At 68.3% G+C, this 20,346-nt stretch carries 20 protein-coding genes; 7 read left to right on the top strand and 13 right to left on the bottom strand.

Annotated features, from left to right (window positions below; genetic code table 11):
* Positions 1 to 57: 57 nt before the first annotated feature.
* Complete coding sequence (locus A9X00_RS17185) at positions 58 to 762, bottom strand: DUF2334 domain-containing protein (RefSeq protein ID WP_067155761.1); 705 nt, start codon at positions 760 to 762, stop codon at positions 58 to 60.
* Positions 763 to 946: 184 nt separating this feature from the next.
* On the opposite strand from A9X00_RS17185, the gene A9X00_RS17180 reads away from it, so the two are divergent.
* The gene (locus A9X00_RS17180) at positions 947 to 2,569 is read left to right on the top strand and encodes a DHA2 family efflux MFS transporter permease subunit (RefSeq protein ID WP_369830764.1); all 1,623 of its coding nucleotides are present in this window, start codon (positions 947 to 949) and stop codon (positions 2,567 to 2,569) included.
* Here the strand turns inward: A9X00_RS17180 and A9X00_RS17175 are convergent.
* Positions 2,566 to 3,129, bottom strand: coding sequence for a TetR/AcrR family transcriptional regulator (locus A9X00_RS17175; RefSeq protein WP_067155755.1), 564 nt, complete (start codon positions 3,127 to 3,129; stop codon positions 2,566 to 2,568). The genes A9X00_RS17180 and A9X00_RS17175 overlap by 4 nt on opposite strands.
* A 91-nt stretch (positions 3,130 to 3,220) precedes the next feature.
* Between A9X00_RS17175 and A9X00_RS17170 the strand changes: the two genes are divergently transcribed.
* Positions 3,221 to 3,667: a DoxX family protein gene (locus A9X00_RS17170; RefSeq protein WP_067155752.1), complete on the top strand. Its 447-nt coding sequence runs from the start codon at positions 3,221 to 3,223 to the stop codon at positions 3,665 to 3,667.
* Here A9X00_RS17170 and A9X00_RS17165 read toward each other — a convergent pair.
* Complete coding sequence (locus A9X00_RS17165) at positions 3,596 to 5,758, bottom strand: S9 family peptidase (protein WP_067155749.1); 2,163 nt, start codon at positions 5,756 to 5,758, stop codon at positions 3,596 to 3,598. The two genes, A9X00_RS17170 and A9X00_RS17165, sit on opposite strands and share 72 nt — an antisense overlap.
* On the bottom strand, positions 5,755 to 6,648 hold the full coding sequence (locus A9X00_RS17160; protein WP_067155746.1) for a phosphoribosylaminoimidazolesuccinocarboxamide synthase: 894 nt from the start codon (positions 6,646 to 6,648) through the stop codon (positions 5,755 to 5,757). Before A9X00_RS17160 ends, A9X00_RS17165 begins: the two co-directional genes overlap by 4 nt.
* 60 nt (positions 6,649 to 6,708) lie before the next feature.
* Between A9X00_RS17160 and A9X00_RS17155 the strand changes: the two genes are divergently transcribed.
* Complete coding sequence (locus A9X00_RS17155; RefSeq protein ID WP_067155776.1) at positions 6,709 to 7,329, top strand: hypothetical protein; 621 nt, start codon at positions 6,709 to 6,711, stop codon at positions 7,327 to 7,329.
* 5 nt (positions 7,330 to 7,334) lie between these two features.
* Here A9X00_RS17155 and A9X00_RS17150 read toward each other — a convergent pair whose 3' ends face one another.
* From A9X00_RS17150 to purB, 3 genes are all read right to left on the bottom strand, one after another.
* A complete protein-coding gene (locus A9X00_RS17150; protein ID WP_156772141.1) occupies positions 7,335 to 8,291 on the bottom strand; it encodes an alpha/beta hydrolase family protein in 957 nt (318 codons plus the stop codon).
* A 296-nt stretch (positions 8,292 to 8,587) separates the two neighbouring features.
* On the bottom strand, positions 8,588 to 9,835 hold the full coding sequence (locus A9X00_RS17140) for a cytochrome P450 (protein ID WP_067155740.1): 1,248 nt from the start codon (positions 9,833 to 9,835) through the stop codon (positions 8,588 to 8,590).
* Positions 9,832 to 11,250 carry an adenylosuccinate lyase gene (gene purB / locus A9X00_RS17135; protein WP_067155737.1) on the bottom strand — a complete coding sequence of 473 codons (1,419 nt, stop codon included), beginning with the start codon at positions 11,248 to 11,250 and terminating at the stop codon, positions 9,832 to 9,834. The genes A9X00_RS17140 and purB overlap by 4 nt, the downstream gene beginning before the upstream one ends.
* A gap of 104 nt (positions 11,251 to 11,354) precedes the next feature.
* Here purB and A9X00_RS17130 point away from each other — a divergent pair, with 104 nt between their 5' ends.
* Positions 11,355 to 12,083: a DUF429 domain-containing protein gene (locus A9X00_RS17130; protein WP_067155769.1), complete on the top strand. Its 729-nt coding sequence runs from the start codon at positions 11,355 to 11,357 to the stop codon at positions 12,081 to 12,083.
* 4 nt (positions 12,084 to 12,087) lie between these two features.
* Here A9X00_RS17130 and A9X00_RS17125 read toward each other — a convergent pair whose 3' ends face one another.
* Positions 12,088 to 12,705: a TetR/AcrR family transcriptional regulator gene (locus tag A9X00_RS17125; RefSeq protein ID WP_067155734.1), complete on the bottom strand. Its 618-nt coding sequence runs from the start codon at positions 12,703 to 12,705 to the stop codon at positions 12,088 to 12,090.
* Between the two features lie 73 nt (positions 12,706 to 12,778).
* Here A9X00_RS17125 and A9X00_RS17120 point away from each other — a divergent pair, with 73 nt between their 5' ends.
* Together A9X00_RS17120 and A9X00_RS17115 are read left to right on the top strand one after the other, a co-directional pair.
* A complete protein-coding gene (locus A9X00_RS17120) occupies positions 12,779 to 13,675 on the top strand; it encodes an esterase (RefSeq protein WP_067155731.1) in 897 nt (298 codons plus the stop codon).
* Between the two features lie 31 nt (positions 13,676 to 13,706).
* Positions 13,707 to 15,293: a gamma-glutamyltransferase family protein gene (locus A9X00_RS17115; protein WP_067155729.1), complete on the top strand. Its 1,587-nt coding sequence runs from the start codon at positions 13,707 to 13,709 to the stop codon at positions 15,291 to 15,293.
* Here A9X00_RS17115 and purD read toward each other — a convergent pair.
* Positions 15,290 to 16,558 (bottom strand): phosphoribosylamine--glycine ligase, encoded by a 1,269-nt coding sequence (gene purD / locus A9X00_RS17110; RefSeq protein WP_067155726.1) that lies wholly within the window; start codon positions 16,556 to 16,558, stop codon positions 15,290 to 15,292. The two genes, A9X00_RS17115 and purD, sit on opposite strands and share 4 nt — an antisense overlap.
* A 24-nt stretch (positions 16,559 to 16,582) precedes the next feature.
* A complete protein-coding gene (locus A9X00_RS17105; protein WP_067155723.1) occupies positions 16,583 to 16,990 on the bottom strand; it encodes a MarR family winged helix-turn-helix transcriptional regulator in 408 nt (135 codons plus the stop codon).
* Between the two features lie 93 nt (positions 16,991 to 17,083).
* Here A9X00_RS17105 and A9X00_RS17100 point away from each other — a divergent pair, with 93 nt between their 5' ends.
* A complete protein-coding gene (locus A9X00_RS17100) occupies positions 17,084 to 18,169 on the top strand; it encodes an aldo/keto reductase (protein ID WP_067155766.1) in 1,086 nt (361 codons plus the stop codon).
* Between the two features lie 79 nt (positions 18,170 to 18,248).
* On the opposite strand, the gene A9X00_RS17095 is transcribed toward A9X00_RS17100, so the two are convergent.
* From A9X00_RS17095 to A9X00_RS17085, 3 genes are read right to left on the bottom strand one after another with little or no spacing between them, the layout of a single operon-like run.
* A complete protein-coding gene (locus A9X00_RS17095; protein ID WP_067155720.1) occupies positions 18,249 to 18,686 on the bottom strand; it encodes a carboxymuconolactone decarboxylase family protein in 438 nt (145 codons plus the stop codon).
* Positions 18,687 to 19,544 (bottom strand): NAD(P)-dependent oxidoreductase, encoded by an 858-nt coding sequence (locus tag A9X00_RS17090; RefSeq protein ID WP_067155717.1) that lies wholly within the window; start codon positions 19,542 to 19,544, stop codon positions 18,687 to 18,689.
* Between the two features lie 49 nt (positions 19,545 to 19,593).
* Positions 19,594 to 20,343, bottom strand: a complete 750-nt coding sequence (locus A9X00_RS17085) for an SDR family oxidoreductase (RefSeq protein WP_067155714.1) — start codon at positions 20,341 to 20,343, stop codon at positions 19,594 to 19,596.
* Positions 20,344 to 20,346 lie beyond the last annotated feature (3 nt).

Raw genomic sequence — 20,346 nt, 5'->3', positions numbered from 1 at the left:
ATCGCTCATGTGGCAACAGGGTAATGCCCGCCGCCGGCGGGCCAATCAGACGCTGGGTCAGGCGGCGTCGAGGACCGCGCTGTGGGGCCGCCAGTTGTACACCGTCGGAGTGCAACCGTGCATCGACGCCAGGTCGACGGCGTCCAGCATCGCCTGCAGCGGCCCGGGCTTGCGCAGTTGGTGCGCGGCGACGGCCACCCGCACGATGCCGCCGCGACGCGCGATGCGCTCGGCGGACAGCACGACCATGCGGCACCACCACGGCTCGGTCAGGAAGCCCTCGCCGATGCCCAGCACCCGGGTGCGGACCGTGCTGTGCCGGACCAGGTCGGTGATGCCGTGCAGGTCGGCAAGCAGCCGAAAGCCGTTCTGCGGCAACGCCTTGACCACGCCCGGGGACACCACCCAACCCGGTGCCGCGAACAGGCGGGTGCGCAGCCCGAGGTGCTCGAGCACCCGGTCGGCGCCCATGAGTCGCAGGTTGGCCTCGTGCGCGCGCAGCACCGCGAATTCGCCGCGGCGCTTCTTCGTTGCGGGGTCGTCGTAGCCGTGCAGCACGATGGCGTCGCCGCCGGCGCGGCGCGCGGTCAGCCACTCCACCGTGCGCGGGTCGCGGTCGAGCCGGTAGTCGCCCTTGAGCCGCGGAGCAACCAGCAACGAGACTGGGACCTTGCGGGCGTCCATTTGCGCACAGAACGCCTCGACGTCGCCCAGGGTCCGTTCACCGATCCCGGAGACCGAGACGATCAATTTTCCAGACACACCTGCAGTTTGACGATTCCAGGTGTCGGGATGGTGAAGGACACGCAGACGGCAGGCGTATATCGGCCCAGGTGGAAATTCGGCCCGGCAAGCCCGCAAGCAGCGAATCTGCGCGCGCCCTGGGCGCCCGAATGGGCCGCGACAGCAAACGCGTCCCGGCGCCGGCGGAAACAAACGATTCGATATGCTAAGCAACGCCATGGACAAGGCACGCTCAGCAGCGGCCGACACTCCGCCGCCCACCGCTCCCCGTGAGCTTCCGGGCGCCCACGTCTACCCCGACAGGCTCGACGCCAGGCTGTTACGGGTCTCCGGAGTGTGTCTGCTGGCCACCGTGATGGCGATCCTGGACGTCACCGTCGTGGCCGTCGCGCAACGCACCTTTATCGACCAATTCGGCTCGTCGCAGGCCGTCGTCGCCTGGACGATGACCGGCTACACGCTGGCCCTGGCGACCGTGATCCCGTTGACAGGTTGGGCCGCCGACAGGTTCGGCACCAAACGACTATTCATGGGATCGGTGGTGGCGTTCGCGCTGGGCTCGCTGCTGTGCGCGGTCGCGTCAAGCATCCTGCAGCTCATCGTGTTTCGAGTGGTGCAGGGCGTCGGCGGCGGCATGCTGATGCCGCTGGGATTCGTGATCATGACCCGCGAGGCCGGCCCCGCGCGCCTCGGCCGCCTGATGTCGATCCTGAGCATCCCGATGCTGCTCGCCCCGATCGGTGGGCCCATCCTGGGCGGCTGGCTTATCGACACCTCCAGCTGGAGGTGGATCTTCCTGATCAACCTGCCGATCGGGGTCCTGACGCTGGTCCTGGCGGCGCTGGTGTTTCCCCGGGATCACCCGGCGCGCTCGGAGACGTTCGATGTCGTCGGCGGGCTGCTGCTCTCACCCGGGCTGGCGACGTTCCTGTTCGCGGTGTCCTCGGTCCCGCGCTGCGGGACGGTGGCCGACCGTCGCGTCCTGATACCGGCGACCATCGGACTCTTGTTGATCGCGGGATTCGTCCTGCACGCCCGGCGCCGCACCGATCACCCCCTGATCGACCTGCGGTTGTTCCAAAACAAGGTGATCAGCCAGGCCAACGTGACGATGGTGCTGTTCGCCGCAGCGTTTTTCGGCGCCGGCCTGCTGCTCCCCAGCTATTTCCAGCAGGTGCTGCACCAGACGCCGATGCAGGCCGGCGTGCACATGATCCCGCAGGGGCTGGGTGCCATGCTCACCATGCGGTTGACCGGCCCGCTGGTGGACCGGCAGGGGCCGGGCAAGATCGTGCTGATCGGCATCGCGCTGATCACCGTTGGCCTGGGTGCCTTCGCGTTCGGCGTGGCCCGGCAGGCGGGATACGTGCCCACGCTGTTGGCGGCCCTGGCGGTCATGGGTCTGGGCATGGGATGCACCATGATGCCGCTCTCCGTCGCGTCGGTGCAGGCGCTGTCCCCACACCAGATCGCCCGCGGCACAACGCTGATGAGCGTCAGCCATCAGGTGGGCGGCTCGGTGGGGACCGCGTTGATGTCCATGATCGTCACCAACCAATTCAACCGCAGTGAGAATATCGCCGCGGCAAACAAACTCGCGGCCCTGCAGCAGAAAGCCGCCGCCACCGGGGTGCCGGTCGACCCGTCGGCGATACCCGCCAAGGCCCTCGCCCCCGGCTTCTCGGACAGCGTGCTGCACGACCTTTCCCATGCGTACACAACGGTATTCGTGATCGCGGCCGTATTGGTGACGCTGACGGTCATCCCGGCGATGTTCCTACCGAAGCAGCCAGCGATCGTAACGGCGGGCGAGGATCTCGACTAGCCCTCGAACAGCATGGTCGCGATCCGCAGCACGGTGTCCATCGGATCGGCCTGTTTGATCGCAGCGTTGACAGCGTCGTTGAGCCACAGCGTCGAAAACCCGTGCACGAGTGACCAGGCCGCCAGCTGCGCGGCGGCGGGATCGGCCCGCGCGTTGGGATCCCGCAGCGTCGCGACGCCACGGGACAGCTCGGCCCCGGCGGCGGCCTCGGCGGCGGCCAGTTCGGCGTCCGCGGCGTCCAGCAGCGACCTGTTGAACATCACCTGATAGTGGCCGGGGTGCTCCAGGGCGAACCGCACGTAGGCCACGGCGGCGTCGGTGAAGCGGCCCCGGGCTCGGGTCAGCGCCTCGGTCAGCAGTCGAAAACCCTCGGTGGCCAGCGCGGTGAACAACCCGCGCCGATCGGTGAAGTGGTGGGCGGGGGCGGCATGCGACACGCCCGCGCCGCGGGCCAGCTCCCGTAGCGAGATCCCATCGGCGCCTCGCTCGGCCACCTGGCGCGCGGCCTCGGCGAGGATCACCGCGCGCAGGTCGCCGTGGTGGTAGTTGGGGCGGGTCATCAAGCCAGCATAGCGGCCAAACTTGACAGTGACTAGATAGTAGTTTACCTTCTGATGCTAGAATCTTGTCACTGTCTAGATTGGAATTGAAATGGCCCCGTTAATCACGCTTTTAGTGGCCACCATCGCCGCCCGCAGCATCGGCTGGCTCGGCGTCGCTTACGTCAACAGCTGGACCGCCGCGCTTGCCGTCGGGCTGGCGGCGATGTTCCTGCTGACCGGGTTTTCACACTTCGCGCCGCCGCTGCGACGCGACCTCATCGCGATCGTGCCGCCGCGCCTGCCCGCCCCGGGCTACCTGGTCACCATCACCGGGCTGCTGGAGCTGCTCGGGGCGGCGGGCCTGCTGCTTCCGGTGACCCGGGTGGCGGCGGCGGTCTGCCTCCTGGTGCTGATGCTGGTCATGTTCCCGGCCAACGTCTACGCCTCCCGGATGCCCGATCCCCCCAAGTCGATGACGACCCGATTACCCCTGCGCGCCGCGATCCAGGTCGTCTTCCTGGCCGCTGCCGTAGCGGTCGCGGTCGGCAGCGGCTAACAGCCAGGCGTACTGGAACGCGGTTTCCTGCCAGGCCTTGTAGCGACCGCTGACGCCGCCGTGCCCCGCGTTCATCTGAGTCTTCAACAGGATCGGGTTGCCGTCGGTGTTGGCGTGCCGCAGCGCCGCGACCCACTTGGCGGGCTCGACGTAGTACACCCGGGTGTCGTTCAATGACGTCATCGCAAGGATGGCCGGGTACCGTCTGGCCGCGACATTCTCGTAGGGCGAATACGACTTCATGTACGAGTAGACATCGCTGTCGCTCAACGGGTTTCCCCACTCGTCCCATTCGGTGACGGTCAGCGGCAGCGACGGATCGAGGATGGTGGTCAGCGGGTCGACGAACGGAACCTGCGCGAGGACGCCGGCGAACAGCTCCGGTGCCAGATTGGCCACCGCGCCCACCAACAGGCCACCCGCGCTGCCACCCAGCGCGACCAGCTGCTGCGGTCGGGTCAGGCCCGAATCCACCAAATGCCTTGCCACCGCGACGAAGTCGGTGAAGGTGTTCTTCTTCTCCAGGAGTTTGCCGTGCTCGTACCACAGCCGGCCCATCTCACCGCCGCCGCGGACATGGGCGATGGCGAACACCATGCCCCGGTCTAGTAGCGACAGGCGGGCGATGGAAAAGCTTGGGTCGGTGCATATCTCGTAAGCGCCGTAGCCGTAGAGCAGTGCCGGCGCCGGGAATTCGAGGTCAGCGCGGTGCACGATCGACACCGGGATTCGGGTCCCGTCGTCCGCGCGCGCCCAGTCGCGCCGCTCCACGTAGTCGGCGGGCCGGTAGCCGCCGAGGACGGGCTGTTCGCGCAGCAACGTGCGCTCACCGGTGGCGAGGTCGATGTCGTAAACCTGCGCCGGGGTGACCAACGACCCCGCCCTGATCCGCAGCTTGGGCGAATCCCAGGTCGGGTTGCCGCCAAGCCCGCTCGACATCAGCTCCGAGTCGAACGAGATCTCCTCGGGCTCACCGTATTGACCGTCGGAACCGATGGGCCACAACTGAATCCGCGGCAACGCCTCGCGGCGGTAGCTGACGACCAGATGGCGGGCGAAGGCATCCAGCCCGTCCAGCCGGACGTCGTCGCGGTGCGGGATCAGGGTGCGCTGCCGCGTCGGATCGCTGACGGGCGCCTCGGTGAGCGTGAAGTTGACCGCGCCGTCGTTGTGCAGGATCAGGAACCGGTCCTCCCCGCCGACCACCGCATGCTCGACCGAATACTCGACGCCTTCGCGCCGCGGCAGCACGACGGTGAACGGTGCTTGCGGGTCGGCGGAGTCGGCGTAGTGGATCTCGGAGGTGATCGACGAGCCCGCGGCGATGAACACGTACTTCTCACTTCGGGTGAGCCCAACGCCGAGCCAATACCGTTCGTCGGCTTCGTGATACACCAGCTCCGACGGCTCGCCTGCGCCGAGCCGGTAGCGCCAGACCTTGTCGGGGCGATGAGCCGGGTCCAGGGTCAGGTAGTAGACCGTGCGGTTGTCGGCCGCCCAGGTGGCCCCCGCAGCGATGTCGGCGATCTCGTCGGGCAACTGCTCGCCGGTGCGTAAGTCCCTGAACCGCAGGGTATAACGTTCGTCGCCGACGGTATCAACGGAGTACGCCAGGAGGTTGGCGTCCAGGCTGACCGTCGCGGCGCCCAGGGCGAAGAACTCGTGGCCTTCGGCCTCCGCATTCGAGTCGAGCAAGACCTGCTCGCCGGGGATTTCGGTGTTCTCGTCGAGGATCGGCGGGTCCCAGTCATCGGGATCTGCGACCGGGCAACGGCACTGGACGCGGTACTGCTTTCCCTCGAAGGTGCGGGCGTAGTACCACCAGTCGCCTTGCCGAGTCGGCACCGACAGGTCCGTCTCCTTGGTGCGCGACTTGATCTCGTCGAAGATCTTCTGCCGCAACGGTTCCAGGTGCGCCGTCATCGCGTCGACGTAATCGTTCTCGGCCTCCAGGTAGCCGATGACCTCCGGGTCGGCCTTGTCGCGCAACCATTCGTACGGATCGATGAACACGTCACCGTGGAATTCCCGCCGGGTTTCCACCCGCTTCGCGACGGGCGGCGTGGGCGCGTCCAGTGCGGCGTCCGTCATGCGCCCGGACCGATCCAGTCGCCGAAGCTCAGGCCCGAAATGCGCTCGTAAGCCTCGATATAACGGCTTCGCGTGGCGTCGATGATGTCGTCGGGCAGCGGCGGCGGGGGTGCCGACCCGTGGCGATCCCACCCGGACTCGGGGCTGGTCAGCCAGTTGCGGACGAACTGCTTGTCGAAGCTGGTCTGGACCACACCGGCGCGGTAATCGCGGGCCGGCCAATACCGCGAGGAATCCGGGGTGAAGATTTCGTCGGCCAGCAGCAGGTTGCCGTCGCGGTCGGTGCCGAATTCGAACTTGGTGTCGGCGATGATGATTCCCCTCGTGAGCGCGTGGTCGGCGGCCTGAACGTAGATCTGCAGCGTGCGGTCGCGCAGCTGGTTGGCCCGCACCGCACCCACCAGCTCGATCACCCGGGCGAACGAAATGTTCTCGTCGTGGTCCCCCAGCGCCGCCTTCGTCGCCGGAGTGAACAGCGGATTCGCGAACTTACTGGCCTCCACCAGGCCCGGCGGCAGCGCGATGCCGCAGACCTTGCCGGTCGCCTGGTAGTCGATCAGCCCCGAGCCGGTCAGGTACCCCCGGGCCACGCACTCCACCGGAAGCATCTCGAGCCGCCGCACCACCAGCGCGCGACCGAGCACCTCGTCGGGGATGCGCGGGTCGTCGGGCGGCCCGGCCAGGTGATTCGGGGCGTCCACGAGGCCGAAAAAGAACACGCTCATCGCGGTAAGGATGCGCCCCTTGTCCGGGATCGTGCTGTCCAGGACGTAGTCGTACGCGGAGATCCGGTCGCTCGCCACCAGCAGCAGGTGCTCGTCGTCGACGCGGTAGATCTCGCGGACCTTGCCGCTGGCCAGATGCTCGTACTCGGACAGTGCAGGGCGCATCGAGCCAGCCTATCGGGCGCCGGACGCCCGGCCCTGTGCTGGTATTGCGCTATGACATCGCTGCCCTCGCGGGTTCTGCCCTACGCCACCACCCCCGGCCGGCTGGCCGTCCAACTCTTCAGCGACTTCGCCATCTTCCTGTGGACGGCGCTATGGCTCGTCGTCGGCACGGCCGTCTACGACGCCATCTCGACCATCGCCGAGGCCGGCCGGCAGGTCGAGATCGGCGCGAACGGTGTCGCGGGCAACCTGGCGTCAGCCGGCCAGGGCGCGCACAACATCCCGGTGCTCGGCGATGCGGTCAGCAAGCCACTCGCGTCGGCCAGCGCGGCCGCCCTCGACATCGCGGGGGCCGGGCACAGCCTGGAGACCACCGCGGGCTGGCTCGCGGTACTGGCGGCGCTGGCCGTCGTCGCCGTGCCGCTGCTCATCGTGGTCATCCCGTGGCTGTTGCTGCGGCTGCGCTTCTTCCGGCGCAAGTGGACCGTCAGCGGCCTGGCCGCGACCCCGGCCGGCGAACAGCTGCTGGCGCTGCGGGCCCTGACGACCCGGGCGCCGCGCAAGCTGGCCGCGATCAGCGCGGACCCGGTCGGCGAGTGGCGCCGCGAGGATCCGGCCACCATCCGGGCGCTGGCCGCGCTCGAACTACGGTCGGCCGGAATCGCGCTGCGCGACCGCTAACCCGGCTACGCGCCGAGCGCCGGTCCGACGGTGGTGTTCCAGGACTCCTGCATCTCCGACTCGAAGAGGCCCCAGGTGTGCGAGCCCTCGGGACGAACGATGTAGGTGATCCGCAGCCCGGCGGCGTTCGCCGCATCGGCGAACCGCTTGGTGCTGTCCGCGGTGATGCGTTCGATGAGCCCACCGGCGACGTTCGGCCCGAAGCCCGCGGGCAGCCGGTCGACGTCGCCCACGCCGCCGCTGCCGGACGCGGCGGCGTAAACCGCGACGCCCCTGAGCTTCCCGGCGTTCTTCGACGGGTCGTGGGCCACCCATTCGGGGCCGCCCAGCGGTCCCCACATGTTCTCGGCGCTTTGGCCGCCGCTGGCAAGGGTCAGCGAGACCTGTTGCGCCTCATCGGGGTCGGAGACGGACGGAAAACCGCTGTAGGAAGCGACGGCCCTGAAGACTCCCGGGGCCTGGACGGCGTAATCGATCGCGGTGCCACCGGTGCTGGACAGTCCGCCGACCGCGTTCTTGCCGTTGGCGTGGTACTGCGCGTTGATCAGCGGGGGTAGCTCCCTGGTCATGTAGGTCTGGTATTGCTTGCCGCCGTCGTTGACCCAGTTGGTCCACCAGCTGAAGGGACCGCCGAGCGGGGCGACGACATTGACGTTCTTGTTGGCGAAGAAGCCCTGGATGTCGGTCATGCCGAACCAAGCGCTGTTCTCGGCGCCGTCGATACCCGGCAACAGGTAGAAGGTGGGTGCGCCCGCGTTGGGAGCCTTGTAGACATCGTTGACGATGACGGTGTTCATCGAGGGCGAGTAGACGGAAACCTTGTCCCAACGGTCGTTGACGTGCTGGATATCGGTGATGTGGGCACCCTGCGGCGGGTCCGCGGCGGCGAGCGGAATCGCCAGCATCGGCAGCGCAGCGAGCAGTGCAACAACGAACGAGCGAACACGCGAAGTATTGGTCACGGGGAGATTATGCAGGTTCCCCGACGACTGGTCAGCCCGAGGCGGGAATTTGCGCTTACCGGTCGACACCCACCAGCCGCGACACGCGCGGCGACCAGGCGACAACCACAATCAGCCACGCCGCCAACGCGTCCCAGAAGAAGACCAGCGAAACCGTGGTCAGCCAATGTTGACCGATTTCGCTGCCATGGCGTAGCTGGCGGCAGAATACATGCCCAGCGGGAACACCAGCGCCCACCACACAGCGGCGAACCGCAGCAAATCGGCCGATGGTTGATCCGGCGCAGGCCGGAGCGTCACTGTCCCTCGCGTAGCTCCACAACCAGGTGCCGGATGCCGGTGTGCCGATTGCTGCGCGTCCATTCGACGGGCCCGGCGACCCGCACGGCACCGAAGCGCGTCAGCAGCTCCTCGAACAGCACCCGCAGCTCCAGCCGGGCCAGGTTGGCGCCCAGGCAATAGTGGATCCCCTGGCCGAATCCCAAGTGCGGGTTCGGCTTCCGGTTGATGTCGAATTCGTCGGCGCGGTCGAAGACGTCGGCGTCGCGGTTGGCCGAGCCCTCCCAGATCTGGACCTTCTGTCCCGCCCGGATGGACTGCCCGCCGAGCGTGACGTCGCGGGTGGCAGTGCGCCGCTTCGACGGCGACGGCGACGTCCACCGCACCATCTCCTCGACCGCCGTCGGCAACAGGGCGAAATCCGAACGCAGCGTGCGCAATTGGTCCGGGTGGTCGGCCAGCGCCAGCAGGCCGCCGGCCACCGCGTTGCGCGTCGTCTCCGCGCCGGCGCTGAACAGCAGGCTGAAGAACAGGTACAGCTCGAGATCGGACAGCGCCGGCGCGTTCTCGTCGTCGACCGTGGCGTTCGCGACGATGGACAGCATGTCGTCGGTGGGCTCGGCGCGCTTGGAGGCGATCAACTCCTGGCCGTAGGCATACATCCGCGAGCCGGCCTCCGCCTCGGACAGCTGCGATAACGAAGCCTTGCGCGAGCCGCCGAAGTCGAACTGCGGCTCGATTGCCTCGAACAGCCAATGCCGTTCGGATTCGGGAACTCCCAGCAGGATGCAGATCATCTGCATCGGCAGTTCGGCGGCGATGTCGACCAGGAAGTCGAACGGTTCGCCCGGCACCACCGAATCGAGCAGCCCGCGCGCCCGGGTCCGCAGGTCGTCCTCGACGCGGCCGATCATGCGCGGCGTCAGCCCGGAGCTGACGAGTCGCCGGATCTGGGTGTGGCGGGGGTCGTCCATCATGTTGAGCACCTGGCCGGCGATGGCCAGGTCCTGCAGCAGCGTGCCCCCGTATGGCCGTTGCCCACCGGTGACCGACGAGTACGTGGCCGGATCCTTCAGCACCTCAAGGGTTTCCGCGTACGTGGCGACGGACCAGAAGCCCTCGCCGTCGGGCGTGTTCTCGGTCGGCTCGTGCCAGTACACCGGCGCCTCGCGCCGATGCACGGCGAACAGCTCGTGCGGGAACCCACCGGCGAAGTTGTCGAGGTCGGTGAAATCGATCCCCGAGAGCGCGCTCGCGAGAGTCACAGGATCGCGCCCGGGGTGTATTTGGCCGCGTCCGGGTAGCGGCTCACCAATGCGTCCACTGCCGCGACGACCTCGTCCACCTGGTCACCGGCGGCCCCGGTGAACGCCTTTTTGTCGGCCAGCGCGGCGTCCAGCGCCGCTCGGTCCAGCGGGAGGCGCTCGTCGGCGGCCAACCGGTCGAGCAGGTCGGGCTCGGCGCCGCGTTCCCGCATGGCCAGCGCCGTCGCCACCGCGTGTTCCCGGATCACGTGGTGGGCGGCCTCGCGGCCCATGCCGGCGCGCACGGCGGCCATCAGCACCTTGGTGGTGGCCAGGAACGGCAGGTAGCGATCCAGCTCGTGGGCGATCACGGCCGGGTAGGCGCCGAACTCGTCGAGCACGGTCAGGAACGTCTCGATCTGCCCGTCGACGGCGAAGAAGCTGTCCGGCAACGCGACTCGGCGCACCACCGAGCAGAACACGTCGCCCTCGTTCCACTGCGCACCCGCCAGCTCGGCGGCCATGGAGGCGTAGCCGCGCAGCACCACCTGCAGCCCGTTGACCCGTTCGCAACTGCGGGTGTTCATCTTGTGCGGCATCGCCGACGAGCCGACCTGCCCTTCGGCGAAGCCCTCGGTGACGAGCTCGTGCCCGGCCATCAGCCGGATGGTGTGCGCCATCGACGACGGCCCGGCGCCCAGCTGCACCAGCGCGGAGATCACGTCGTGGTCCAGCGAGCGCGGGTAGATCTGCCCGACGCTGGTCAAAACCGTTGCGAAGCCCAGAAAGTCGGCGATGCGTCCTTCGAGCTCGGTCAGCTTGGCCGCGTCCCCGCCGAGCAGGTCGAGCATGTCCTGCGCGGTGCCCATCGGGCCCTTGATGCCGCGCAGCGGATACCGGTCGATCAGATCCCCCAACCGGCCCAACGCGATCAGCGTCTCCTGGGCCGCCGAGGCGAACCGCTTGCCCAATGTGGTGGCCTGCGCGGCGACGTTGTGGCTGCGCCCGGCCATCACCAGGTCGCGATAGGCCACGGCGCGCTCGGCGAGCCGGGCGGCCACCGCGACGCCGTGGGAGAAAACCAATTCCAGCGACCGCCGGATCTGCAACTGTTCGACGTTCTCGGTGAGGTCGCGGCTCGTCATCCCCTTGTGCACGTGCTCGTGGCCGGCGAGCGCGTTGAATTCCTCGATGCGGGCCTTGACGTCGTGGCGCAGCGCGCGCTCGCGGTTGGCGATCGAGGCCAGGTCGACGTCCTCGAGCGCGCGCTCGTAGTCGGCGATCGCCTCGGGGGGAACGTCCACTCCAAGCTCGGCCTGGGCCCGCAGCACGGCCAGCCAGAGCCGCCGCTCCGCGACGACCTTGGCCTCCGGCGACCAGATCGCGACCATCTCGGCGCTGGCGTACCGGGTAGCCAGCACGTTCGGAATGCTCACAAGCACACAGCTTACGGTTCGTCCAGCGCCGCGAGAGTGCGACTGCCGACGCATTCGCCGAGTAGGGGCGCCGGTAGTTGCACTTTCGCGGCACAATGTGCGCCGTGTACTTCGCGGGCGTTGACCTGGCCTGGGGCGGCCGCAAGCCGACCGGCGTCGCGGTGGTCGACGCCGCCGGCCATCTCGTGCATCTCGGGGCCGCCCGCGACGACGCCGACGTGCTCGCCGCGTTGGCTCCCTATGTCGGCGGCGATTGCGTGGTGGCGTTCGACGCGCCGCTGGTGGTGACCAACGCAGGAGGCCAACGGCCCGCCGAGGCGGCGCTCAACCGTGATTTCCGCAGGTTCGAAGCCGGCGCCCATCCGTGCAACACCGCCAAACCGGAGTTCGCCGACACGCCGCGGGCGGCGCGGCTGGCCCAGACGCTGGACCTCGACATGGACCCGCGGTCGCCCGGCGCGCGGCGCGCCATCGAGGTCTACCCGCATTCGGCGACCGTCGTGCTGTTCCGGCTCGAGCGGACCCTCAAGTACAAGGCCAAGCCGGGTCGCGACGTCGCGCGGCTCAAATCGGAACTGCTGCTCCTGATGGACGGCATCGAAAGGCTCGCGCACGCCGCGGTGCCGCTGCACGTCGAGAGCCATGGCGGCTGGGCCCAGCTGCGCGAACTAGTCGTCGCCGCGCAACGCAAAAGCGAACTGCGCCGCGCGGAAGATCCGGTCGACGCCGTCGTCTGCGCCTACGTCGCGTTGTACGCCCAGCGCCGCCCGGCCGACGTCACGATCTACGGCGATGTGGCGACCGGGGCCATCGTGACGCCGTCGCTGCCGTGACGGCTCAGATCTGGACCGGGCGCGGGTCGATGGGCGCCAGTACGTCGACCAGTTCGACCACGGTGTTCAGCGCGGCGGCGGCGGGATCGCCGCCCTCGACCAGGGCGGAGACCACCGACCCGTCGACCGCGCAGATCAGCGTGCATACCAGCTCGATGCGCACGGATCGGCCGGATCGCTCCAGCGCCTCGGCCACCGCTTCGGCGCGCTGGCGCAGGCTGCGTCGCATGGTTTCGCGCAGGGCGGGCAGCCGGGTGCAGGCGATGTGCCGCTCGTAGCGTGAGATCAATTGCTCGGTGAGCGACGGGTCGGACAGGTCGCCTACCAGCAGGTCTGCCAGCACTTCGGCGGTGGTCTCGGGTCCGCGACGCCGCCGGGACAACGCGTTGACCCGCGAGCGCAGCTGCGCGATCTCGATCATCCCGATGTGCTCGACGGCCCGCGCGATCAGGTCGTCCAGTGACGAGAAGTAGTAGGTGGTGGAGGCCAGGGGCAGGCCGGCGCGCCGGGCGACCGCCCGGTGCCGCACCGCTTCGAACCCGCCCTCGGCGAGCAGCTCGGCGGCGGCGCTCACGAGCGCATACCGTCGACGTTCTCCCTTTGGAGTAACTGCTGCCGTCACGAGTAGCCATCGTGCCAGCCAAAGTGGTACTGCATTGCCATTTCGACCAAACGGCCCGCCAAACGAACATGGCATGATGGCCCGCATGCCCGACCTGAGCCGCCGAACCCTGCTGGGTCTCGGCGCCGGCGCGGCTCTCGGTGCTAGCGGAGCATACGCCCTGTTCCAGCCCCGAACGTCACATGCCACGCCGGTGTCGACGGGTGCCGGCCAGGTGCCCCTGGCACCCCCGTTAGAGCCCGCGGCACCGGCCCAGGCCGCGCCGACGATGGTGACGGGCTCCTTCGTGTCGGCGGCGCGCGGCGGGGTCAGCACCAACTGGGCGATCGCCCGGCCGCCGGGGCAGACCAAGGCGCTGCGGCCGGTGATCGCGCTGCACGGTAAGGGCAGCGACGCCTCCACCGTGATGGCCGGCGGCGTCGAACAGGGCCTGGCGCAGGCCGTCAACGCGGGGTTGCCGCCGTTTGCGGTGGTCGCCGTGGACGGCGGGGGCGGCTATTGGCACAAAAGGGCCTCGGGCGAGGACGCCGGGGCGATGGTGCTGAACGAGCTGATCCCGATGCTCGGCAGCCAGGACCTGGACACGTCGCGCGTGGCATTCCTGGGCTGGTCGATGGGCGGCTACGGCGCGTTGCTGCTCGGTGGGCGGCTGGGGGCCGGGCGGACCGCCGCGATCTGCGCGGTGAGCCCGGCGTTGTGGCTGTCGTCCGGGGCGGCGGCGCCCGGCGCGTTCGACGGCCCCGACGACTTCGCGGCGAACTCGGTGTTCGGGATGCCGGCGCTGGCGTCGATCCCGATCCGGATCGATTGCGGCGACAGCGACCCGTTCTACGCGGCGACGAAGCAGTTCATCGCGCAGCTGCCGAACCCGCCCGCGGGCGGTTTCTCGCCCGGCGGGCACAACGGGGAGTTCTGGAGCTCGCAACTGCCGGCCGAGCTGACCTGGATGGCGCCGCTGCTGACGGGGTAGGGCTCGGCTGTCGAGCGTTACGCTCGCGGAGGTGACCACACCGTTCGGTTGGAGCAACCCCTACGCCTGGCCGCGAAAGCCCGTCCTGGCGGCCAACGTCGTGTGCACGTCGCAACCCCTTGCGGCCCAGGCGGGTCTGCGCATGCTGGCGGAGGGCGGCGGCGCGGTGGACAGCGCGATCGCCACCGCCATCACCCTGACGTTGGTGGAGCCGGTATCGAACGGCATCGGCTCCGACGCGTTCGCCATCGTCTGGGACGGCGAGCGATTGCACGGCCTCAACGCATCCGGCCGCTCCCCCGCGGGCTGGACGCCGGAATACTTCGGCGGCAACGCCGTTCCCGCGGTCGGCTGGAATTCCGTGACCGTGCCCGGGGCCGTGTCGGCGTGGGTCGAGTTGCACGCCAAGTTCGGCAGGCTCCCGTTCGAGCGGCTTTTCGAACCGGCGATCTCCTACGGCCGCAACGGGTTTCTGATTTCGCCGACCGTGGCCAAGCAATGGGAGGCGAACGCGTCGCTGTTCGCCGACCAGCCCGGTTTCGCCGAGGCGTTCCTGCCCGGCGGCCGGGTGCCCAAACCCGGTGACCTGTTTCGGTTTCCCGATCACGCGGCCACGCTGGAGCGAATCGCCGCGACCAACGGCGAGGCGTTCTACCGCGGGGATCTGTCCGCCAAACTGGAAGCGCACGCGCTGGCCAACGGAGGCGTCATGCGCGCCGGCGACCTCGCCGCGCACCGCGCCGACTGGGTCGGCACGATCGAGGCCGGCTACCGCGGATACACCGTGCACGAGATACCGCCCAATGGCCAGGGCATCGTCGCACTGATCGCGCTGGGCATCCTGGAACACTTCGACATGCCTTCGCTGCCGGCCGATTCCGCCGACAGCGTGCACCTGCAGATCGAGGCGGTGAAGCTGGCTTTCGCCGACGCGCAGGCTTATGTCGCCGACATCGACCACATGGGCCTTGCTCCGGACCGCCTACTGGACAAGGAATACCTGCGCGAGCGCGCGGCCCTGATCGATCGGACGAGGGCAAAGCCGGCGTCGGCCGGCACCCCGGGCGGGGGCACCGTGTATCTGACCGCCGCCGACGCGAGCGGGACCATGGTGTCGATGATCCAGTCCAACTACATGGATTTCGGATCCGGCGTCGTGGTACCCGGCACCGGTATCTCGCTGCAAAACAGGGGCGCGGATTTCGTTGTGGCCGAGGGCCATCCGAATCGCGTCGGGCCGGGCAAGCGTCCTTACCACACGATCATCCCCGGGTTCGTCACCAAAGACGGCGACCCGGTGATGAGCTTCGGGGTGATGGGCGGCACCATGCAGCCCCAGGGCCACGTGCAGGTGATGGTGCGCATCGCCGACCACGGGCAGAATCCACAGGCCGCGTGCGACGGGCCGCGGTTCCGGTGGGTGCAGGGCACCCAGGTCTGCTGCGAGAAGGGCGGGTTCCCGGACGCGACGCTGGAAGAGCTGCGGCGCCGCGGGCACGACCTGGTCATCCTCGACGATTACATCCAATTCGGCAGCTGCCAGGCGATCTGGCGCCTCGACGACGGGTACCTGGCGGTGAGCGATCCCCGCCGCGACGGCCAGGTTGCGGGCTTCTAGACGCTGACCTTGCCCTCGGCCGCCGCCAGCGCGATGTCGCTGCGGAAATGGCTGCCGGGCAATCGGATCGAGCTCAGGATCTGGTAGGCGTTGGCGCGGGCGGCGGACAGGTCCGCGCCGGTGCCCACCACCGACAGCACCCGGCCGCCCGACGAGACGACCGCGCCGTCGTCGCGACGCGCCGTTCCCGCGTGCAGCACCCCGTCGGCTTCGGAACCGACGATGACGTCCCCGACCCGGGGCCGTCCCGGGTAGTTTTCGGCCGCCAGCACCACCGTCACCGCGGCGCCGTCACGCCAACGCAACTCACCGAAATCGGCGAGCGTCCCGCTGCCCGCGGCGTGCAGCAGCTGGCCGAGCGGCGACTCCAGCAGCGCCAGCACTGCCTGGGTCTCGGGATCCCCGAAGCGGCAGTTGAATTCGACCACCGCGGGCCCCTTGGCGGTGATTGCCAGGCCGACGTAGAGCAATCCGGAAAACGGGCTGCCTCGCTTAACCAGTTCCGCCGCAACGGGTTCGACGATTCCGTTGACGATTTCCCGGTACAGGTCGTCGGGCAGCCACGGCAGCGGCGCGTAGGCGCCCATGCCACCGGTGTTGGGCCCGCTGTCGCCGTCGCCGACGCGCTTGAAGTCCTGCGCGGGCAACAGCGGCACCACGGTGGCGCCGTCGACGACGCAGAACAGCGACACCTCGGGTCCGTCGAGAAAGGACTCCAGCAGCACCGGGTGTCCCGACTCGAGCAGGTTTGCCGCGTGGGAGCGCGCCGCATCCCGGTCGGGGGTCACCACCACGCCCTTGCCGGCGGCCAGGGCATCGTCCTTCACCACCCAGGCGGGGTCACCGGCGGGCGGACCGAAGCGGTCCAGGGCGGCATCCAAACGCGCTGGGCTGTCGACGATTTCGCTGGTCGCGGTGCGCACACCGGCGGCGGCCATGACCTCCTTGGCGAACGCCTTGGAGCCCTCGATGCGGGCGGCGTCCTTGCTCGGCCCGAAGCAGACGATGCCGGCGGCGCGCACGGCGTCAGCCACCCCGAGCACCAGCGGCACCTCGGGGCCGATGACCACCAGGTCGGCGCGGACTTCGCGCGCCAGGGCGACGACCCCCTCACCCGAGGTGATGTCGACGTCGTGCTGCTCGGCCAGCCGGCCGGTGCCGGCGTTGCCCGGGGCGACGGCCAGGCCGGTGACCTGCGGGTCTTCGCGAAGCGCCAGCAACAGCGCATGCTCACGGGCACCGGAACCGATCACCAGGACGCGCACGACAGGTCAGACTAGCTCAGGCGCTCAAACGATTCGCTCCAGCAGGCCTTTGAGCTCTCGTTGCTGCGCGGCGGTGAGACGCCCGAGCCGCTTGTCGAACTCCGCCGACAGCAGCGCGAGGCCGTTGGCCGCGGTTTGACGGCCGGCCGGCGTTAACAGCAACCGATGGCGCCGCAGGTCGGTGGGGTCGATCTCGCGGCGCACAAATCCCGCGGCCTCAAGCCGTTTGAGGTAGGCCGTTACCGTGGCCTTGGGCATGCTCAGCGTCGTGGCCAGTTCGGCCGGGTATGGATGCTCGTCGATCTCGGCGAGCAGGAACAGCTCCTTGGTCTCGAGCCCGAGCGCGCAGATATCGGCCTGGGTGCACGAGATGACCGCCTGGAGCACCCGATAGTTCAGCGACCACATCTTGGCCCCGTCGACCGCGGACATCCACTTGCCGATCGTTCAGATCTGAACTAGTTTGGAATGGAACAAACGCATGATCGAACAATCTACCAGGAAAGCGATCCTATGTCTGTGGAAATGCGACTGGACCAATACGTGACGCTCGGACGCTCCGGTTTGCGCGTCAGCCCGCTGTGCCTCGGCGCAATGACATTCGGCGAAGACCTCGGCTGGGGCACCAGTGTGGAAGAGTCCCAGCAGATCATCGATCGGTACACCGAACTCGGCGGCAACTTCATCGACACCGCCAACTTCTACACCAGGAGCCACTCGGAGAAGATCATCGGCGATCACGTCGGGCGCCACGCCGCGCGTCGCGACCGGCTGGTGATCGCGACCAAGTTCAGCGGCAACCTGTATCCGGGCGACCCGAACGGTGGCGGGTCGGGCCGCAAATCGCTGATCAGCGCGTGCGAAAACTCGTTGCGACGCCTGCAGACCGACTACATCGACCTGTACTGGCTGCACATGTGGGATGCGAACACTCCCATCGAGGAGACGATGGCGGCGCTCGACGACCTCGTCCGGGCGGGCAAGGTGCGCTACATCGGCGTTTCCGACACCCCGGCGTGGAAGATCGCCCAAGCCAACCTCATCGCCCGCTTCCGCGGCTGGTCGGCGTTCGTCGGGCTGCAGGTCGAGTACTCGCTGCTGGAACGTTCCATCGAACAGGAACTGGTGCCGATGGCGTCCGAATTCGGGCTCGGCATCACACCTTGGTCGCCGCTCAAGGGCGGCGTGCTCAGCGGCAAGTACACCCGCCGAAACACCGGGCAGCACAACGCCGCTCGCGGCGCAATGGTTGACGCCTTCCTCAACGAGGCGACCTACGCGCTGGTCGACGAACTCGAGATCATCGCGAAGGCGCATGAGACGAACGTCGCCGCCGTGGCGCTGGCCTGGGTGCGCGCCCAGCCTGGCGTCTCGTCCGTCATCATCGGGGCGCGCAGGCTCTCGCAGCTCGACGACAACATCCGCGCCGTCGACGTCAAGCTCGGACCCGACGAGCTGGCCCGGCTCGATGAGCTGACCAAACCGACGTTCGGGTTTCCGCACAACATGCTGGAAAGGGTTCCGGGGATCATCAACGGCGGGACGACGGTCAACGGTGTTTCCGCGCCGATCTCCGAATATGTGATGCCCCACGGCGTCCGGCCCTACTGAGGTTCGCCATCCCCGCGAGCAGACGCAGAATCGCACGGGTCCGCCTCGGAACGTGCGATTCTGCGTCTGCTCGGCAGGGTTAGTCGGAAGCGCTGCCCCTGTGCATCTTCACTGCGTCGCTGACATTGGCCTTCTTGTCCTCCGCGGCCCCCTTCGCCGCGGCCTTCTTGCGCTTGGCCACGACGGCGTCGACGGCGCCGTTGAGCGCCGAGCCGAGCGGGAACCCGAGATAGTGGGTGAGGAAGACGGCCATCTCTTTCAGTTCGGTCTCGGACAGTTCGCCGTTGAGCAGTGCGGCGTTGATCTGGATCTCGGCGAGGTCGCGGTTTCCGACGGCGGTGACCGCGGTCAGCGTCATGATGCGCTTGTCACGCATCGACAGCCCGGGTCTGGTCCAGATGCTGCCGAAGAGGTGGTCGACGGTCAGGTCGAAGTAGGGGTCGCTCTCGATGTTGGGCATCTCCCAGCCGTAGACCTCGTTCATCTTCTCGAGGCCCTTGCGGCGCAGCTCGTCCATTTACGTTTCTTTCTCTGTGTGCGGTAGCCCGAGGCCGGCCGCCAGGTTTTCAAATGCCAGCTGGGCCAGCGGCAGGTCGACCGACAACGCCTCACCCAAACCTAGCGCCAGGCTCAGGTCCTTCTCGCCGAGTCCGCGGGTGTGCAGGAATGGTTGGTACAGGAAGTTTTCGGGCTCCAGGTCTTTCATGTTCTCGCGCACCATGATCGCCCCCGGCCCGCTCGTCAGCGCGTCGGTGTGGCGCACCACCCTGCCCAGCGCCTGTAGGTCCAGCCCCGCCGCCTCGGCCAGTTTCATAGCTTCGCACGCGGCGGCGTAGGACGTGAACGTCAGCATGTTGCGCGCCAGCTTCATTCGCGTCCCCGCGCCGGGCTCGCCGGCGTGGACGACCATCGCGGCCCAGTGTTTGAAGGCCGGCTTGATCCGTTCGTACACCTCACGATCGGCCCCCACCATCGTGGCGAGCTCGCCCTTCGCGGCGGCGGCCGCGCCACCACTGACCGGCGCATCGACGACATGAATGTCGCGCGGTTTCAGCTCGCGGGCCAACTCGACGGCGGTGGTGTCGCTGATGGTCGAGTGGATCGCGATGACCGTGCCAGGTTTGGCGTGCACCGCAAGTTCGCCGACGACCTTGCGCACCTGTGCGTCGTCCAAGACGGTGATGTGGATGATGTCGGCCGCGGCCACGTCGGCGACGCTGTCTGCCAGGCTGGCGCCCTTCTCGGCAAGCGGCGTCATCGCCTCGGTCCGGATGTCGTAGACCGTCACCCCGCCGGGCCATTCCGTCATCTTCGTGGCCATCGGCGCGCCCATATTGCCCAGGCCGATGTAGCCGAGCTTCAAGTGCTCCGTCATTGGCGCCGCTCCTCCTCATCGCTGCGCTCTGCATCGTCGCCGGCGCAGGTCATGACCGGATTATCTGCCCGCCGTCAACGTTGAAGACCTGCCCGGTGATCCACGACGCCTCGTCGGACAACAGGAACAGGCACATCCCGACGACGTCCTCGGGCGTTCCCATCCGCGACAGCGGCAGGCCCTTGACGATGTCAGCAACCATTTCCTGTGGGGTGGTGGTCCGGTTGGCCTCGGTGTCGATGGGGCCGGGCGCGATCGCGTTGATCCGGATGTTCTGGCCACCCAGTTCGCGCGACAGCTGTTGGGTCAGGCCGTTGATGCCGACCTTGGCCAGTGCGTAGAAGTTGGCGTAAAGCCATGCCGCAGTGGAGGACTGGTTGACGATCGCCCCGCCGCCGCGCTTGGCCATCTTCTTGTACACCGCGCGGGTGCACCACAGCGCGCCGTCGAGGTTCACGCCCATGAACTTCTTGTAGTACTCGGGGTCGACGGTGAGCAGGAAATCCAGCTTCATGCCGCCGAATATCGCGGCGTTGTTGACCAGGTAGTCGATGCCGCCGAACTCGGCCAGCGTGCGATCGGCCATCTCCTTGGCCGATGCCGGGTCCGACACGTCGACCGGAATGGCCAGCGCCGTTCCGCCATCGCCCTTGATCCCGTTGGCCACCTTTTCGGCGCCCTGCAGGTTGATGTCGGCGACGACGACGGCCGCGCCCTCGCGGGCCAGCGCCTCGGCGTACGCCTGGCCGATGCCACCGCCCGATCCCGTGACGATGGCGACCTTGTTCTCGAACCGCATGCC

It is taken from the genome of Mycobacterium sp. 1245805.9 (assembly GCF_001672915.1).
Classification (GTDB): domain Bacteria; phylum Actinomycetota; class Actinomycetes; order Mycobacteriales; family Mycobacteriaceae; genus Mycobacterium.
Note: the sequence above shows the minus strand (reverse complement) of the source record. Positions and strands in the feature narration are given on the sequence as shown.